Raw genomic sequence first — 17,609 nt, forward strand, 5'->3', positions numbered from 1 at the left:
CAATGAAAACAGCAGTAATTTATTGGTCCGGAACAGGTAATACAGAGGCTATGGCAAATGCCGTTGCTGAGGGCGCAGGAGTATCCGCAGTGCAGGTATCTGCATTTGACGGTGATGTTTCTGAGTATGATGCACTTGCACTGGGCTGCCCTGCTATGGGTGCAGAAGAACTGGAGGATACTGAGTTCGAGCCTTTCTTCGCAGGTATCGAGGGTAAGATTAGCGGCAAGAAGCTTGCTTTGTTTGGTTCCTATGACTGGGGCGACGGCGAATGGATGCGTCTGTGGGCGGACAGAGTAAAGGCTGCAGGTGCGGAGATCGTAGACGGCGAGGGTCTTATCTGCAACAATACCCCTGATGAGGATGCACTTGCAAAGTGCCGCGAGCTGGGCAAAAAGCTTGCTTAAAGCATACACTCAAACCTTTTTATAGATACTGATGTGAGGGCTGCCGTGATATTGCGGCAGCCTTTGCAGTTTGATATACTGTGTTATACCGCACAATGTCCGGAATGCGGCAGGGTATGACGGCGGTATATCTAAATTATATAGATTGACAAAAAGCAAAGGTTATACTCGGCTAACTTCTTTGTTATTCCGACAAAATCTGTTTATAAGTATTGACATTGAGTTGCCGAAGATGTATCATATTATATGGAGTTAGCGACTCCTAACAAAAATGGGGAGGTAAAGATGATGCCATTATTATCTGCGAATGCAGGCGAAAGTTACACTATTTCACGCATAGGCGGTACTGCCGAAGTGCGCAGGCACCTTGAAGATCTGGGATTTGCTGTGGGAGGAAAAGTAACGGTCATCTCTGTGATGAGCGGAAATCTCATAGTGAACGTCAAGGAAACAAGGGTGGCAGTCAGCCGCGAACTGGCAATGAAGATCATGGTGTAAGGAGGAAGAGAAAATGACGCTGAAAGAAGCAAAGATCGGTGATACCGTTACCGTTAAAAAGCTGACGGGTGAGGGCGCTGTAAAGCGCAGGATAATGGACATGGGTCTTACTAAGGGCGCTTCTGTGACGGTGCGCAAGGTAGCACCTCTGGGTGATCCCATAGAAGTCACGGTACGCGGTTATGAGCTTTCTATCCGCAAGGCAGATGCCGAAATGATAGAAGTGCTCTGATTTTTTTGTATATAAGTTAGCCCGAGCTAACACTAATGGAGGAATAAGTATGAGCATAAAAATTGCGCTGGCGGGCAATCCCAACTGCGGAAAGACCACGCTGTTCAACGCATTGACAGGCTCTAACCAGTTTGTGGGAAACTGGCCCGGAGTTACTGTTGAGAAAAAAGAAGGAAAACTGAAAAAACACAATGATGTCATAGTTACTGACCTGCCGGGAATATATTCCCTTTCACCGTACACACTTGAAGAAGTGGTAGCGCGTAACTATCTGATAGACGAGCATCCCGACGTGATACTCAATATCATCGACGGCACTAATCTTGAGAGAAATCTTTACCTGACAACTCAGCTTACCGAGATAGGTATACCCGTGGTATGTGCTGTTAATATGATGGATATCGTAAACAAGAACGGTGATAAGATAAACCTTACAAAGCTGAGCGAGGCACTGGGCTGCAAGGTCATGGAGATATCTGCACTGAAAGGCGACGGCATATCCGCGGCGGCTGAAGCTGCTGTATCGGCTGCCGAAACAAAACACGGCGGACCTGTACACCGTTTCAATGCTGCTATCGAGCACGCTATCGCACATATCGAAGAAGCCTGCGTTCATGAACTTCCCGAGGAACAGCAGAGATGGTACGCCATAAAGCTTTTCGAGCGTGATGATAAGGTCATAGAGAAGCTGGGCATAAAGGGCGAAAAGCTGGCTCACATCAACAAGGATATCGAAAAGGTGGAAAAGGAGCTTGATGATGACAGCGAATCCCTGATAACCAACGAGAGATACAATTATATAACAAGTATCATCGGCGGATGCTACAATAAGAAGAACAAGGGCGCACTTTCCACTTCGGACAAGATAGACAAGGTAGTTACGAACAGGTGGCTGGGTCTGCCTATATTCGCAGCGATAATGTTCGCTGTGTACTGGATAGCCATGGTAGGTGTGGGCGCACCTCTGACGGATTTCACCAATGATAATATTTTCGGTGAGGACGGATTCCATCTGTTCGGCAGGGGTACGGCTGAGTATGAGGCTGATGCGGAGGAGTACGCAAATGCTCAGCTTATCATAGACGGTTATGACGCTTATGTTGAAGCAAACGGCACAGCCCCCGAAGGTGAATTCACTTACGAAGTTGAAGACGAGGAAACACTGGAGATCTCCGAGGAGACCGCTGCTATTGCCGACTATGAAGATGCGCTGGCAAGTGTAGAAAAGATCGGTGATGAGCCCGATCCTGCTGATTACGGTACTTACATCCCCCCGATACCTGCACTGGCTGAAAAAGCTCTTGACAAAGCAGGTGCAGCCGACTGGCTCAAGGGTCTTATCATAGACGGTATCATCGCAGGTGTTGGTGCGGTGCTGGGATTTGTTCCTCAGATGCTGGTACTCTTCCTGATGCTGGCATTCCTTGAAGCCTGCGGATATATGTCACGTATAGCATTTGTACTTGACAGGATATTCCGTAAGTTCGGTCTTTCGGGAAAATCCTTCATACCCATGCTTGTAGGTGTAGGCTGCGGCGTGCCCGGTATCATGGCGAGCCGTACTATCGAAAACGAGCGTGACAGACGTATGACCATAATGACAACGACTTTCATTCCCTGCGGCGCGAAGGTACCTTTCATCGCTATGGTAGCAGGTGCTATATTCGGCGGTGCTGCATGGGTAGCTACCTCGGCGTACTTCGTTGGTATGGCGGCTATAATCGTATCAGGCATAATGCTGAAAAAGACAAAGATGTTCGCAGGCGACCCTGCACCCTTCGTTATGGAGCTTCCTGCATATCATCTCCCTTCCTTCAAGAACGTTCTTCGTTCCATGTGGGAGCGCGGCTGGTCTTTCATCAAGAAGGCAGGTACAGTAATACTCATCTCGCAGGTAATTGTATGGTTCACAAGCCGCTTCGGTTTTGTTGACGGCAGCTTCGGTATGCTGGAGGAAGAAGAACTCAGCTCATCTATCCTGGCAAAACTCGGCAGTGTTATAGCATGGATATTCGTGCCTCTTGGCTGGGGCAACTGGCAGGCAGCTGTGGCTTCTGTTACAGGTCTTGTGGCTAAGGAGAATATCGTCGGAACAATGGGTACACTTTACGGCGGAGGAGACAGGACTGTATGGCAGGAACTGGCAGTACAGTTCACAAGCATCACAGGATATTCCTTCCTTGTATTCAACCTGCTGTGCGCACCCTGCTTTGCAGCTATCGGTGCTATCAAGCGTGAGATGAACAATGCAAAGTGGACATGGTTCGCTATCGGCTATCAGTGCGGATTTGCTTATGCTGCTGCATTTATGATAAATCAGTTCGGCGGTCTGTTCACAGGAAACGGCAATATCATCGGAGTAATATTTGCAGCAGCTGTTCTCGGCTGCATGGTATATATGCTGCTCCGTCCATACAAAGAGGCTTCAAAACTCGACAGCAAGCTTGCTGCTGCAGGTTCCTGATAAGGAGGAATAATAATGACGGCATGGTTAAGCGCAAATATTGGAAACATAATCGTTATCATAATACTTGCTGCAGTGATAGCTGCAGCAGTGCGCAGTGTGATAAAGGATAAAAGGTCCGGAAAGAGCAGCTGCGGCAGCGGCTGTGCGCACTGTGCACTTCACGATAAGTGCCATGCCGGCAGGAAATAAGCCAAAATATGATCTCCCATATTCTGCAGAGTACCCCCGTATCCTGATCGTGGATACGGGGGTTCTTACATACAAAAAAATGCTGCACAGCTTACCGCCGTGCAGCATTTGTATGTTGTCAGCTTCTGTATTCGCTGAGAAGGTTCTTCAGTGCGCTTGCACTTGATGAATGAAGATGTCTTACAGGTGTGCCCGACTTTTCTGTGTGCTTTTTCACACCGCCGAGCATTTTATGTGAACACGTTCCCGTGAATACAATAACAAGATCGGGTTTGCCTATCTTGTTTTCAAAATCGGCAGGCATCTGGGTGAATACTTTTGACTTGCATTTGTATGAACTGCATATATCCTTGTATCGTCCTGCCATACGGTCGTTGCCGCCTACTATAACTACGCTCATTTTATACTCCTTTCGTTGTGGTTATATAAGACTAACTAAGTACTTCTAAAAACGGTTAGCAGTAACTAACCGACAATATTATAACATAGAGCATCTGATTTGTCAAGAGTTTTATTCAAATTATTTAATCAGCCCGCTGACACGATACATCTGTACTGTAACAGTACATCTCTTTAAAAGCGTACTTATCAAACTGCATCAAATGATTATCGGAGCGTCATTCAATACCGATATGGAATTTTATGGTCTAAAAAACTTATATCATACCTCTTGCAATTCGCGGCTGAGTATGATATAATAAATTTATGTATCTATAAGGTATAATTTATCTTTGACGTATCACACGAAATGAAGGCTGCATAAAGCAGTCCTGCATGAAAGGAAAGAGAGCTATGAAAAAACTGATGCTTGGTAATGAGGCATTTGCCAGAGGTCTTTATGAGGCGGGCTGTAAGGTCGTTTCTTCTTACCCGGGTACACCCTCTACCGAGATAACCGAGGCTGCTGCTAAGTATGATGAGATATATGCTGAGTGGGCACCGAATGAGAAAGTCGCTATGGAGGTGGCACTGGGCGCTTCCATCGCAGGTGTAAGAAGCTTCTGCGGAATGAAGCACGTTGGTCTTAACGTTGCTGCCGATCCGCTGTATACCGCAGGCTATACAGGCGTTACAGGCGGTATGGTCATCGCTGTTGCTGATGACCCCGGTATGCATTCTTCACAGAACGAACAGGATTCCCGTCATCACGCTGCGGCTTCAAAGACAATGATGATCGAACCCTCCGATTCTGCTGAGTGCAAGGAGTACACAAAGATGGCATTCGAGCTTTCCGAAAAGTTCGATGTGCCTGTTATAGTAAGAATGTCCACAAGAGTGGCACATTCACAGTCTGCAGTTGAACTCTGCGACAGGGAAGAGCGCGAGCCTATACCTTACGAGAAGAACGCTGCCAAGTACGTTATGATGCCCGGCAACGCTATCCGCAGACACCCGATCGTTGAGGACAGGATGAGAGCTATCGCTGAGTACGGCGAGAACTGCCCCCTCAATACAGTTGAGTATAATGATACCGAGATCGGTGTTGTTACCGCAGGTATCTGCTACCAGTACGCAAAGGAAGCACTGGGCAACAAGGTAAGCTACCTGAAGCTGGGTATCGTTAACCCCATGCCTGTGAATATCATCAAGGACTTCGCTTCAAAGTGCAAGAAGATAATCGTTATCGAGGAACTCGACGACGTTATCGAAACACACTGCAAGAAGAACGGTATCGAATGTCAGGGTAAGGAACTCTTCGGCTGGCTGGGTGAGATCAATCAGGTCATCATCAGGGATAAGGTACTGGGTATCAAGCCAGAGTTCGATACATTCGAGGACACTGTTCCCGTTAGACCCCCCGTTATGTGTGCAGGCTGCCCTCACAGAGGTTTGTTCTACTGCCTGAGCAAGCTGAAAGTGACTGTATCGGGCGATATCGGATGCTATACACTGGGTGCTACCGCTCCTCTGTGCGCTATGGATTCCACTATATGCATGGGCGCTTCCATATCCGCACTCCACGGCTACAACAAGGCACTGGGCGCTGATGCTGAGAAGAAGTCTGTTGCTGTTATCGGTGATTCCACTTTCATGCACAGCGGTATGACAGGTCTTGTTAATATAGCTTACAACGCTACAAATTCCACAGTTATCATACTGGATAACTCCATAACAGGTATGACAGGTCATCAGCAGAACCCCACCACAGGCAAGAACCTCAAGGGCGACCCTGCTGCTGCTGTAAATCTTGAAGAACTCTGCCACGCTATCGGCATCAAGAGCGTACGCGTAGTTGATCCTTATCACATGGCTGAAACCGAAGCAGTCATCAAGGAAGAACTTGCAAAGGAAGAACCTTCCGTTATCATTTCAAGAAGACCCTGCGCTCTGCTGAAATACGTTAAGCACAAGCCCGCACTCCACTGCGATCAGGACAAGTGCGTAGGCTGCAAGCAGTGTCTGAAGATCGGATGTCCGGCAATATCTATCCACGACGGCAAGATGGTCATAGACCATACTCAGTGCGTAGGCTGCGGTATCTGCACCGAGATGTGCAAGCTGGGCGCTATCAAGGGAAATGAAGAATAACAGTGAGGTAAATATATGGATTTTGATAATGATGACAGCAAGGTAGCCGGTACCGTCGGTGCTTTGATAGGTGCAGCACTTGCAATAGGTCTGTGGTGTCTTATAGGGCTTCTTGGCAGAGTGGCTGTGATCGGTGGTGTTGCACTGTTTTTAGGTGCTTACGGCGGATATTATCTGCTTGGGAAAGGTATGAGCAAGGTAGGACTTATAATCTCGACAGTAATAGTTTTGATATCTGTGTACGTGGCTACAAGACTTAACTGGGCTATATCCATTTCAAGAGCAACCGATATGTCGGTCTCAGAGTGCTACAAGATGCTTCCGAAGCTTATCAAATTGGCTGCAGCATCCGGATCTTTCTATAAGGATCTTGTTGTTGGATACCTGATAACCTTTTTCGGCGGAGTCGTTTTGATGGCAAAGATGAGATGAACTTAAATACTGTTACCGGAATTAAGAGTGAATGATGTATATGATCTATACTGCAGTATCCGGATCGGTACCTATGGGCAGTCATTGATATAAATGTCTGCTTTGCGGGATCTGAATGTATTTCGGCGATACATACAGAACGGATCTGCATTGGAAAAAATATGAGGATATTAAAATGTATGATAATAAAATAAAAGGGACGATAGGCGCACTTATAGGTGCATTCCTTGGAATGGGTGTTTGGTGTCTTATCGGTGCCCTCGGCATTATGGCTGGTCTTGGCGGAGCAGCTATATGTATATGTACCATAATGGGGTACAAGCTGCTGGGCGAAGGTATGAGCAGGATAGGTGCAGCAATTGTATTCGTGATAATAGTTGCCACGGTGTATTTTTCCACACGTATGAACTGGGCGATAGAGCTCCATAAGCTTGCACCCCAGTATTCTCTTGGCAAGTGCTTCAATAAGGTGCTGCGTCTGCTGAAGATGTTCGGCATTGAAGGACGTTTCTATCTTGACCTGCTCGTAGGTTACATACTTACGATATTAGGTTTCTTCTGGGCAAGAAGAAAATTCCCGAGTCTGTGATATGCGGAACCAAGACGGCGATATTAAGATAATATACGTTAACTATAAGGAGTTGTAATAAATGGAAACTAAGTCTATTATGATAGTCGGCGTAGGCGGACAGGGTTCGCTGCTGGCTTCAAGGATATTAGGTAATGTACTGCTCTCGCAGGGCTTTGATGTAAAGGTCAGCGAGGTACACGGCATGAGCCAGCGCGGCGGCTCGGTAGTTACCTATGTAAAATACGGCGATAAGGTGTATTCACCAGTTGTTGAAAAGGGCGAGGCTGATATCATCATCAGCTTTGAGACACTTGAGGCTGCAAGATATGTGCAGTACCTGAAAAAGGGCGGTCATATAGTAACCTCTACCCAGCAGATAGACCCAATGCCCGTTATCAACGGTACTGCTGTATATCCCGATGATATCATCGGCAAGCTGAAAAAGCAGGGTATCAGCGTTGTTGACGTTGATGCGCTGACACTGGCTGAACAGGCAGGTACAGCTAAGGCTTCAAACGTTGTGCTCATGGGTGTTGTGTCCATGAAAATGGACTTTTCCGAGGACGTATGGCAGGCAGCACTGGAAAGCTGCGTTCCTGCTAAGTTCCTGGAGCTTAACAAGAAGGCTTTTGCTCTCGGCAGAGCAGCAGTCTGAAAATAATCTATCGGATAAGTGCAGCCGTTGCACGTAACGGCTGTCAGAGTGAACGGCATAAGTTTCATGAGATCAGACCGTCTGGCTGAACTATAGGGATTATGTCGTTTACTAAAAACCAAAGCGATTTAGCGGTTTAAAATATCAAATTTACAAAGGAAAATATCGGTAATATATGGTATGGAATGGATATTCGTACATATCTTACCAGAAGGAGTGTGAGCCAATGGCTGAGAAGATCTATTGGAACAAGGATATCGAGACTATGGAACTCGATAAGATGAAAGCTCTCCAGAGTGAGAGGCTTGTCAAGCAGGTAAGACACGTATGGGATAACGTTCCTTACTACCGTCATCTGATGGAGGAAAAGGGAGTTACTCCCGATGATATCAAGGGTATCGACGATCTCCACAAGCTGCCTTTTATCTCTAAGGCTGACCTGAGAGACAATTATCCTGACGGTCTGCTGGCAGTGCCTAAGTCAGAATGCGTTCGCATACACGCTACCAGCGGTACTACAGGCAAGAGAGCGATTGCTTTCTATACCCAGAACGATGTTGATCTGTGGGAGAACTGCGTTGCCCGCGCTATCACAGCAGCAGGCGGTACAAAGGATGACGTTGTACACGTAGCATACGGCTACGGACTTTTCACAGGCGGTCTGGGAGTTCACGGAGGTTCTCATAAGGTGGGATGTCTGACACTGCCTGTATCCTCAGGCAATACCGAAAGACAGATACAGTTCATGCAGGATCTTGGTTCTACCATACTCTGCTGTACACCTTCCTATGCGGCATACATAGGCGAAACACTGCAGGAAATGGGACTTACTCCCGATGATATCAAGCTCAAGGCAGGTATCTTCGGTGCTGAGCCCTGGACAGAGGAGATGCGCAAGCAGATCGAGCAGAGCCTGGGCATAAAGGCTTATGATATCTATGGTCTTACAGAGACTTCCGGTCCCGGTGTGGCTTTTGAATGTGAAGAGCAGACAGGTATGCATATAAACGAGGATCACTTCATCGCTGAGATAATAGATCCCGAAACCGGTGAAGTTCTTCCCGAGGGCGAAAAGGGCGAGCTGGTGTTCACAAGTATCACCAAGGAAGCATTCCCCCTGCTTAGATACCGCACAAGGGATATATGCATACTCAACCGCAAAAAATGTTCCTGCGGCAGAACACTCATCAAGATGTGTAAGCCTATGGGCAGAAGCGATGATATGCTGATAATCAAGGGCGTAAATGTATTCCCGTCCCAGATAGAAACTGTACTGCTGAAGGACTTCAAGGCACAGCCCAACTATCAGATCGTAGTTGACAGAATAGGTAATGCTGATACCTTTGAGATCAAGGTAGAACTGACAGACGATATGATCGGTGATACCATAAAGTCCGTATCCGAGCTTGAAAAGAAGCTAAGCGCTGATATCGTACAGATACTCGGCATAAAGGCTAAGATAAGCCTTGTTGAGCCTAAGAGCATCCCGCGTTCCGAGGGCAAGGCTGTAAGAGTTATCGACAAGAGGAAACTGGTATGAGTTGTCTTGGTGTGCTTTTTGCAGTTCCCGAAGATGTTGTCAGAAAACTCGGAGATATGCCGCTGGAAGAACGTCCCGGATATATATCCGAGGAACTGGAAGATGAGTATTTTGAGGAATATCCCGAGCGCACATACGAACTTGACAAGTCATGGGACGCTATGCACCGCCTGCTGACAGACGGTACGCTTTGCTTTGGCGGTGAAGGACCTCTGGCAAAGGCTGTTCTCGGCGGTGAGGTGCTGTACTTCGATGATGACCACGATGATTACATCATAACAGCGAAAACTCCGGACGAAGTCAGAAAAGTCTATGAAGCTTTACTTGGTCTTGAAGACAGTGATATCAAGCGCAGGTACTTTGCTATACCTGCCGATGAGTACGAAGACAAGGGCGAAGAAGACTTTGAGTATACTCTGGAATATCTGCAGGATAGTCTGAGTTTCTGGAGATATGCGGCTGAACATGGTCTGTGGGTGCTTTTTACGGCCGACCAATAGAAAGAGATACTTACACAAGTAAACGATAAATAAGAAAGAAGGTCAGAAAATGACAATAAAGCAGTTATCTATATTTGTTGAAAACAAGCCCGGCAGAATGTCGGACGTTACACATACACTTAAAGACGGCAATATAAATATACGTGCGATAACTACTGCTGACAGCAGTGATTTCGGTATTTTAAGACTTATCGTTGACGATACCGACAAGGCTATCGAGTGCCTGAAAAAAGCAGATTATCTCGTCAAGATGACAAACGTTATAGCCGTTACTGCTGAGGACAAGCCCGGCGGAATGGCAGCTATAATGAAGACCCTCTACAAGGCTAACATAAGCGTTGAGTATATGTACTCCGCATTCCTTAATCCCTCTGATGTTACAGCCTGCCTGATACTTCGCGTTGACAGCAACGAAAATGCTATCGAGGCGCTGACCGATGCAGGTTTCAAGCTGCTTTCTGCTGATGATCTGGCAAAGTTCTGATAAATAGACGATATGCGCTGCTGATACTGCTTATAATAGCAGCTTTGGCAGCGCTGTTTTCATATAACGGAGACAAAAAATGAGAGACAGAAAACTTGATAAAGCCTGCGCCATAAGTGCACTGGCTGTAATGCCGTTTGTTATGTTGCTGTTTATCGCAGAGTCCGTTGTTAAGGACAAATTTGCACCCAAAACACTGATAGGTGCAGATGGTCTTTTACAGATGAAAAAGTACTGCGTAACGCTGATAGAATATCATGCAGCAGGCGCGGTGTTTATCTTCATACTTACTATGCTTGCGGCATGGTTATTTCGCAAGTTAAGCGGCAGCAAGAACAATTCGCGGCGCAAAAGTATTATCGCAGCAGTTCTGCTTGCGGTGGGTTGGCTGCTTTTATTCCCGATTTATACGGGCTGTGATGTTCAGGCAGAATCCGCAGGCTGCAAGGGCGTTCCTATATTTCGTGTGGCAGATCTGCTTACGAAGCTGAACGCAGATATAGATTCTGAGGAAGTTGAAATCGGGTATACGGGTAAGCCCATGTTCGCAAATTATTCCTATAGATACTCAAGAAACCAATGGCCCGAAAACGAATACGCCTTTGTTACCCTATCCAAGAAGACCATTGGTCAGATATCACATGAGGACATGAAAAAACTCAACAATGGTATCTACCGCTATGCCGATCACGAATTCAAGGTCTACAGTAATTCCAGAATTATCGCAAATATTGACGGTGTCGGAAATGTGGATGATATATCGCAGGAGGTCATAACTCTGGAGTTCGATCCCGAAACACGTATGATATACCGTGATCTCATCTGTGATGACGAATCCGAATTGCCTATGATGTACTATATTTTCAGAAAAAACGGCAGGTTTGTAGCGGAATGTCCTGCTAATAACGATACCGATTGTTATGTATCGGGTGCATACAATAGCAATTTGGAGATATGGATAGAAGCACGCGACCTTGTACGCGACAAGACGGTCCGTGTCAGTAATGTCATCACCTGTGAACATACCGAACACATTGAGGAATAATAGTACTCGGAAGTCTGTGAATAAAATGTTAACCAAGGCTAACAACAAAGCTTGCCATATACCCTATATCCGACAGGATATATAGGTCAATGAAAAATATACATCAAATCGGAATAAGTAAAAAACAACGTATTTACTGACTATTTCTTACATTCACAGGTGAAATGCGGAAGAGGGAAAACAATTAGTGAAGACTAACTGTTGAATTAGTTAGTTGTAACTAATCGTTTATTAATATTTCATTAAATTTTCATAAAAGCCCTTGACTATTTGTGAAAATGTGCTATTATAGAATACGGAGAGAACGAACCGCATCAGCGGTCAGTATCTCTTTCAAGGACTATAAGGAGGTATTTTACTATGGCTTATAAGATTAGTGACGATTGCATCGGTTGCGGCGCTTGCGCTGCTGAGTGCCCTGTAGGTGCTATTTCCGAGGGTGACGGCAAGTACGTTATCGACGCTTCTGCTTGTCTGGATTGCGGTGCTTGTGCAGGTACATGTCCTGTTGGCGCTCCTCAGGCTGAATAATTTTTAGCAGACACGATATCCGTTCCTTTATGGGGACGGATATTTTTTTGCCTTCGTACTGAATGCTATGTTTTGTATATCAATAAAAGTACCGGCTTATACAGTCGCATCAAGTGATATGCTGAAGGAACTGCCATGTAATAAAATATACTAATTTCAGAAATAAAATATATAAAAAACAATATTGACAAAGCTGCTGCTATGAGGTATAATATTAAGCATATTAAGCTGTATAATTATGGTAAAATAAACCAGTATACAGTTTACTAAACTGAAGAGTAAAAATACGTTCGTTAAGTGTTGGCTGAACGGGGAGTTGTCAGTCAGATGAAAAGCATGAGCTTGCGCTTCGTATTTTGCATCCCGCTTCATAGGACAAAATAAAGCACTGTGCCTTCTTTTCTGTCGTATGAGTGAGGAAAAGGAGGCCTTTTTATGCACGCAAACGATCCGATAACTGCATTAAAGGCTTATAAAGTCTGTTACGGAGGATAAGGGTGAGAAAATGACTTACGAAGAATCACTGGAATATCTGAAGCTTGCCTCGGGAAAAGGCAGCGTGTTCGGACTTGAACGGGTAAAGGAACTGCTCAGGCGGCTGGGTGATCCACAGGAAAATGTGGCGATAATACACGTATCGGGAACTAACGGCAAAGGTTCATTCGGGGCTATGCTGACATCTGTGCTTTCCGAACAGGGCTATATCACAGGCGGATTTTCTTCACCTGCCATAACCTCGGTGACCGACAGCTACCGTATAAACTGCACCGAGATAAGCGAGGAGGTATTTGCCGATATCATCGGTATAATTGCTCCCATGGCAGATGCTATGGAGGATAAGCCCACTGAGTTTGAGATGCTTGCTGCAGCGGCATTCGTTCTGTTTGCCAAGGAAAACTGCGATATCGCCGTTGTTGAATGCGGCATGGGCGGAGATACGGATGCTACTAATGTTATGACCTCACCTTTGCTGTCTGTAATAACCAATGTACAGTCCGATCACTGCCGTTTCCTGGGAAATACCCTGGCAGAGATAGCATCTCACAAGGCAGGTATAATCAAGCGCTGCCGTCCTGTGTATTTCGGCGGTGAAAGCAGTGAAGCCCTTGATGTCATCAGGCGCAGGGCTGAGGAATATGATGCACCCCTTTCGTTAAAAGACCCTGACTGTATATCGGATGTAAGCTGCAGTCTTGAGGGTATCAGTTTGGTATGGAAGGATCATCGGCTGAAAACTTCCTTGTGCGGAAGTTACCAGACTGATAATATCCTGAATGTACTTCACTGCGTGGATATACTCAGGGATATGGGGCTGGAGATAAGCGATACAGCCCTTGAAAACGGTCTTGCAAAAACTGAATGGCACGGCAGGTTTGAAATACTCCGCCGTGACCCTTATGTTATATTCGACGGTGCACATAACCCCGACGGCATACGTTTCGCGGCTGATACCATATCACGCTTTTTCACTGAAAAGGCAGCGATACTCATAGGTGTAATGGCTGATAAGGAATACGGGCTGTATGCCGATATGCTTGGCAGATATATAGATAAGGCATTCACTGTAAGACCCGATAATCCCCGTGCCCTCCACAGCAGTAAGCTTGCTGAGGTATTCACCGCTAATGGTATAAAAGCTGAAAGCTTTGAAGTCCTCTCAGACGGTGTAGAAGCGGCATATTCCTACGCAAAGGAAAAGGATATCCCACTTATCGCACTGGGCTCGCTATATATGTACCGCGAGTTCACAGTATGCCTTGACAGGATATCCCAATAATAAATATACTGAAAACCATGCCCGGCTTTAAAGCCGGGCATTTTTGTCAGCCATAAAAAAGCTGTGTGACAGCGGGTCACACAGCTTTTGGTATCATCAATCGGTCACTGCATTCTTAGCGATTACATCAGCCACCAGGTTTGCGGGGAGGGGTTCGTATCTTACCTTCTCAAATGTGAAGCTTCCTCTGCCCTGTGTCATCTGTCTGAGGGTCAGGGTGAAGTCCTGCATCTCTGCCATGGGAACTTCTGCTACTATCTCGGTCAGACCGTGTTTATCGGTGGGGTTCATGCCGAGGACTCTGCCGCGGCGCTTATTCAGCTCGCCCATCATGTCGCCTGTATTGTCATCGGGTACAATTAAGTTCAGCGCACCTATTGGTTCAAGGAGTATAGGTTCAGCCTGTCTCAGACCCTCCTTGTAAGCTATGGAAGCTGCCATTTTGAATGCCATTTCGGAAGAGTCAACAGGGTGGTAAGAACCGTCAACCAGTATAGCTTTAAGTCCCACAACAGGGAAACCTGCCAGCACGCCCTTCTTTACGCTCTCCTGAAGTCCCTTTTCAACTGCGGGGAAGAAGTTCTTGGGCACAGCACCGCCGAATACCTTCTCCTCGAATATCAGATCGTCAGATACACAAGGCTCGAACTCTATCCATACATCGCCGTACTGTCCGTGACCGCCCGACTGTTTCTTGTGTCTGCCCTGTACCTTGACCTTCTTGCGGATAGTCTCGCGGTAGCTTATCTTAGGCGATACCACGTCCATATCCACACCGAAATCACTCTTTAGTCTGCCCTGTACGGAATCAAGATGCAGACCGCCCAGTGTTGAGAGTATCATCTCATTAGTAGAGGGATCAAGCTCATATTTAAGAGTAAGATCCTCCTCCAGCAGCCTTGCTATAGCTGCGGATATCTTGCTTTCATCACCCTGCTTTGTAGCCTTTACAGCCATTTTGTAGCAAGGCTTCGGGAATTCGATAGCCTCGAATTTTACAACTCTCGATGCATCGCAGATAGTGTCATTGGTGTTGACGTTCATCTTGCTTGCAACAACGATGTCGCCTGCGCCTGCTTCGGTTATATCTATCTGCTTCTTGCCAACCAGGGTCATCAGCTTGCCGACTTTTTCGGTGCTGCCGGTGGTAGCGTTTACTATCTCCATATTGGGCTTCAGTACACCTGCAAATACCTTGATGAACGACATCTTGCCAACGAATGGATCCGCAACTGTCTTGAATACGAATGCTGCCAGAGGATCCGATTCCTTGCACTCTACTTCGATCGTATCACCGCTTGCAGTTTCGCCTACCATAGCATCCTTCTCCGAGGGAGGAGGCAGCAGCAGGTCGATCTCTTTCAGCAGCATATCAACACCCGAAAGATCGGTGGAGGATACACAGGTAACAGGAGTGATGACACCGGAGTTCATACCTCTGTGTATACCGTCAATGAGTTCCTTTTGTGTGAAGGATTCGCCCGAGAAGAACTTGTCCATAAGTTCCTCATCGGTCTCGGCAACAGCCTCGGATACAGCCTCAATCAGACCGTCGATACGGTATTCCATTTTCTCGGATACCTCAGCTGTGGGCATATCTGTTTCAACAGCCTTGCCGTCCACGTATTTGTATGCCTTCATCTCGATGAGATTGATGTAGCTTACTATCTTTCTGTCAGCGATGACGGGTACGACAACAGGGCAAACGGTAGGACCGAATTCGCTCTTTAACTGTGTAAGCACGTTGTTGAAGTTAGCGTTCTCGTCATCTATCTTTGTTACAACGAACATGGTGGGCTTGCCGAATTTCTTAGCGCACTCGTAAGCCTTGTGAGTGCCGACCTTTACGCCCGACTTTGCCGATACGGTTATCAGCACACATCCGCTTGCGTATATGCCCTCTACCATGCCGCTCTCGTAGTCAAACAGACCGGGAGTATCAAGCAGATTAACTTTCAGATCACTTGTTTCCATAACGGAAAGGGAAGTGTATACCGAGCATTTTCTCTTTATCTCGTCTGCAGTGTAGTCCGAAACGGTGGTACCGTCGAGTACCTTGCCAAGTCTGTCAACTGTTCCGCTCTTATATAACAAAGCCTCTGTCAGTGAGGTCTTACCTGACCCTGCGTGACCTGCAACGGCAATATTCTTGATCTTTGTACTGTCAAACTTTTTCAATGTGATTCGCTCCTATCTGTGACTTTACGTCTTTATATTTTCAGTGTGAGTTTTGCGATGGTGAATATACACAAAAACCTCAACTGCATAACATAATTATATATTATTTTAGTCAAAATAGCAATAGCATTATCGAAAAAAGTTTTCGTGATTATGAACAAAATTTAAAACAGATATTTTACATTTGGGTCAGAAACGTGTCTTTTTGACATATTTTCAGGAATTTCACTCTCCCGAAAGCAGTTTTTAATATGTCCCTCCGAACCATGTTCAGTCCTTATGGAGATGTCATTATAATGCATAATACCGCTGACATCGCCGTACTGTTTGTCAGTTCCGACATATCTCAGGATCTTCGGTCATCGGAAAGCAGCCTGTCACAAGTCATATCTATACCTATCGCACCCAGGGGCGCAGTCAGTATTATACCCATTACCGCCACCGAAAGTATGGTCTTTCCGCAGGACAGCCCCGCAGCCATAGGTACTGAACCTATAGCTGCCTGTACTGTAGCTTTCGGAAGGTAGGCTATAACGCAGAAAAGCCTTTCCCTGATATCAAGCTTAGTTCCTGCTGTGCATATCACAACGCCCACGGCGCGGAATATCAGGGCTATGAATATCATAGCCGCCGCAGAAGCCCCTGCCGAAAGGGTGTACCTTATATCCACAGCAGCCCCAACCATCACAAAGAGTATAACTTCTGCTGCTATCCATATTTTACCAAACTTTTCCGAAAGCCCTTTCGTAACAGATACCTCGCTTTTCAGCTTCAGCACGCAAGCCATAGCCACCACAGCTAAAAGTCCCGAAACTGCTGCGTAAGGCTTGGCTGCACTCTCAGCGGTCATCAGCAGAAAAGCTGCCGAAAGCAGTACTATCGCTTTAATGCTGCCGCGGATCTTCATGCCGCGCCTGAAAGAATATTCAAACAGCATATACACCATGATGCCCGCACAAGCCCCCAGCAGAAGTCCCAGTGCTATCGAAACAGGAATGTCCAGCAGCCCCGAAAGTTTCGCACCACCCCCCTGCGCCATTGTCAGGAAGGTCGAGAACAGCACTATCACAAATACATCATCGCATGATGCCCCTGCAAGTATCATCTGCGGTATGCCCTTTTCGGTGCCGCGCTTTTTCTCGATAAGAGATACCATGCGCGGAACTACCACCGCAGGGGATACAGCGCTTAGTACAGCACCCATCAAAGCCGAATCAGTCAGCGAAGTCCCGAGAAGAAAGGGCGCGAATATAAGATACCCCGTCATCTCAAAACAGGCAGGAAGAAAACTCATCAGCACCGCCGACCGTCCGACTTTTTTCAGGTCTGAAAGATCAAGTGCCAGTCCTGCCTTTATAAGGATTATGATGAGCGCCGTCTGACGGAGTTCACCTGATACCGACAGCACCTTGTCATCGAGAAGCCCCAGTACAAAAGGTCCCACGACTATCCCCGCAGCCAGCATACCTATGACCCTCGGTAGTTTCATCATCTGAAAAAGCGCCCCTGCGCCAAGTCCTGCAAGAAATATCACAGCAAAAGAAAACAGCATAAATACACCTCCGAAAAAATAA

Annotated in this window: 18 protein-coding genes and 1 riboswitch; of the genes, 15 read left to right on the top strand and 3 right to left on the bottom strand. The window is 46.5% G+C overall.

Annotation, left to right across the window (positions count from 1 at the left end; all coding sequences use genetic code 11):
- Positions 1-2: 2 nt before the first annotated feature.
- From RUMAL_RS06700 to RUMAL_RS21260, 5 genes are all read left to right on the top strand, one after another.
- Complete coding sequence (locus RUMAL_RS06700; protein WP_013498006.1) at positions 3-407, top strand: flavodoxin; 405 nt, start codon at positions 3-5, stop codon at positions 405-407.
- Positions 408-692: 285 nt separating this feature from the next.
- On the top strand, positions 693-905 hold the full coding sequence (locus RUMAL_RS06705) for a FeoA family protein (protein WP_013498007.1): 213 nt from the start codon (positions 693-695) through the stop codon (positions 903-905).
- A 13-nt stretch (positions 906-918) separates the two neighbouring features.
- On the top strand, positions 919-1,137 hold the full coding sequence (locus tag RUMAL_RS06710; protein ID WP_013498008.1) for a FeoA family protein: 219 nt from the start codon (positions 919-921) through the stop codon (positions 1,135-1,137).
- A gap of 49 nt (positions 1,138-1,186) precedes the next feature.
- The gene (gene feoB / locus RUMAL_RS06715) at positions 1,187-3,601 is read left to right on the top strand and encodes a ferrous iron transport protein B (protein ID WP_013498009.1); all 2,415 of its coding nucleotides are present in this window, start codon (positions 1,187-1,189) and stop codon (positions 3,599-3,601) included.
- 15 nt (positions 3,602-3,616) lie between these two features.
- Positions 3,617-3,793, top strand: coding sequence for a FeoB-associated Cys-rich membrane protein (locus RUMAL_RS21260; RefSeq protein WP_013498010.1), 177 nt, complete (start codon positions 3,617-3,619; stop codon positions 3,791-3,793).
- A 118-nt stretch (positions 3,794-3,911) separates the two neighbouring features.
- Here RUMAL_RS21260 and RUMAL_RS06720 read toward each other — a convergent pair whose 3' ends face one another.
- Positions 3,912-4,193, bottom strand: a complete 282-nt coding sequence (locus RUMAL_RS06720) for a DUF2325 domain-containing protein (RefSeq protein WP_013498011.1) — start codon at positions 4,191-4,193, stop codon at positions 3,912-3,914.
- Between the two features lie 392 nt (positions 4,194-4,585).
- Between RUMAL_RS06720 and iorA the strand changes: the two genes are divergently transcribed.
- The 10 genes from iorA (at position 4,586) to RUMAL_RS06770 (ending at position 13,857) form a co-directional block, all read left to right on the top strand.
- Positions 4,586-6,322 (top strand): indolepyruvate ferredoxin oxidoreductase subunit alpha, encoded by a 1,737-nt coding sequence (gene iorA / locus RUMAL_RS06725; RefSeq protein WP_013498012.1) that lies wholly within the window; start codon positions 4,586-4,588, stop codon positions 6,320-6,322.
- 15 nt (positions 6,323-6,337) lie between these two features.
- Entirely contained in the window at positions 6,338-6,754 is a 417-nt protein-coding gene (locus tag RUMAL_RS06730) for a hypothetical protein (protein WP_013498013.1), read from the top strand.
- A gap of 175 nt (positions 6,755-6,929) precedes the next feature.
- Complete coding sequence (locus tag RUMAL_RS06735) at positions 6,930-7,343, top strand: hypothetical protein (protein WP_050793311.1); 414 nt, start codon at positions 6,930-6,932, stop codon at positions 7,341-7,343.
- 61 nt (positions 7,344-7,404) lie between these two features.
- The gene (locus RUMAL_RS06740) at positions 7,405-7,980 is read left to right on the top strand and encodes an indolepyruvate oxidoreductase subunit beta (protein ID WP_013498015.1); all 576 of its coding nucleotides are present in this window, start codon (positions 7,405-7,407) and stop codon (positions 7,978-7,980) included.
- 226 nt (positions 7,981-8,206) lie between these two features.
- Positions 8,207-9,520 carry a phenylacetate--CoA ligase family protein gene (locus RUMAL_RS06745; RefSeq protein WP_013498016.1) on the top strand — a complete coding sequence of 438 codons (1,314 nt, stop codon included), beginning with the start codon at positions 8,207-8,209 and terminating at the stop codon, positions 9,518-9,520.
- Positions 9,517-10,020: a DUF1877 family protein gene (locus tag RUMAL_RS06750; protein ID WP_013498017.1), complete on the top strand. Its 504-nt coding sequence runs from the start codon at positions 9,517-9,519 to the stop codon at positions 10,018-10,020. Before RUMAL_RS06745 ends, RUMAL_RS06750 begins: the two co-directional genes overlap by 4 nt.
- Before the next feature lie 49 nt (positions 10,021-10,069).
- Positions 10,070-10,504: an ACT domain-containing protein gene (locus RUMAL_RS06755; protein ID WP_013498018.1), complete on the top strand. Its 435-nt coding sequence runs from the start codon at positions 10,070-10,072 to the stop codon at positions 10,502-10,504.
- Between the two features lie 79 nt (positions 10,505-10,583).
- Positions 10,584-11,549, top strand: a complete 966-nt coding sequence (locus RUMAL_RS06760; RefSeq protein WP_013498019.1) for a hypothetical protein — start codon at positions 10,584-10,586, stop codon at positions 11,547-11,549.
- A 360-nt stretch (positions 11,550-11,909) separates the two neighbouring features.
- The gene (locus tag RUMAL_RS06765) at positions 11,910-12,080 is read left to right on the top strand and encodes a DUF362 domain-containing protein (protein ID WP_013498020.1); all 171 of its coding nucleotides are present in this window, start codon (positions 11,910-11,912) and stop codon (positions 12,078-12,080) included.
- Positions 12,081-12,352: 272 nt separating this feature from the next.
- Positions 12,353-12,451: riboswitch (THF riboswitch) on the top strand.
- A gap of 134 nt (positions 12,452-12,585) precedes the next feature.
- Positions 12,586-13,857: a bifunctional folylpolyglutamate synthase/dihydrofolate synthase gene (locus RUMAL_RS06770; protein ID WP_013498021.1), complete on the top strand. Its 1,272-nt coding sequence runs from the start codon at positions 12,586-12,588 to the stop codon at positions 13,855-13,857.
- 96 nt (positions 13,858-13,953) lie between these two features.
- Here RUMAL_RS06770 and RUMAL_RS06775 read toward each other — a convergent pair whose 3' ends face one another.
- Together RUMAL_RS06775 and RUMAL_RS06780 are read right to left on the bottom strand one after the other, a co-directional pair.
- On the bottom strand, positions 13,954-16,035 hold the full coding sequence (locus tag RUMAL_RS06775) for an elongation factor G (RefSeq protein WP_013498022.1): 2,082 nt from the start codon (positions 16,033-16,035) through the stop codon (positions 13,954-13,956).
- Positions 16,036-16,381: 346 nt separating this feature from the next.
- Positions 16,382-17,587 carry a cation:proton antiporter gene (locus tag RUMAL_RS06780; RefSeq protein WP_013498023.1) on the bottom strand — a complete coding sequence of 402 codons (1,206 nt, stop codon included), beginning with the start codon at positions 17,585-17,587 and terminating at the stop codon, positions 16,382-16,384.
- Between the last annotated feature and the right edge of the window lie 22 nt (positions 17,588-17,609).

The sequence above is a fragment of the Ruminococcus albus 7 = DSM 20455 genome, assembly GCF_000179635.2.
GTDB lineage: Bacteria > Bacillota > Clostridia > Oscillospirales > Ruminococcaceae > Hominimerdicola > Hominimerdicola alba.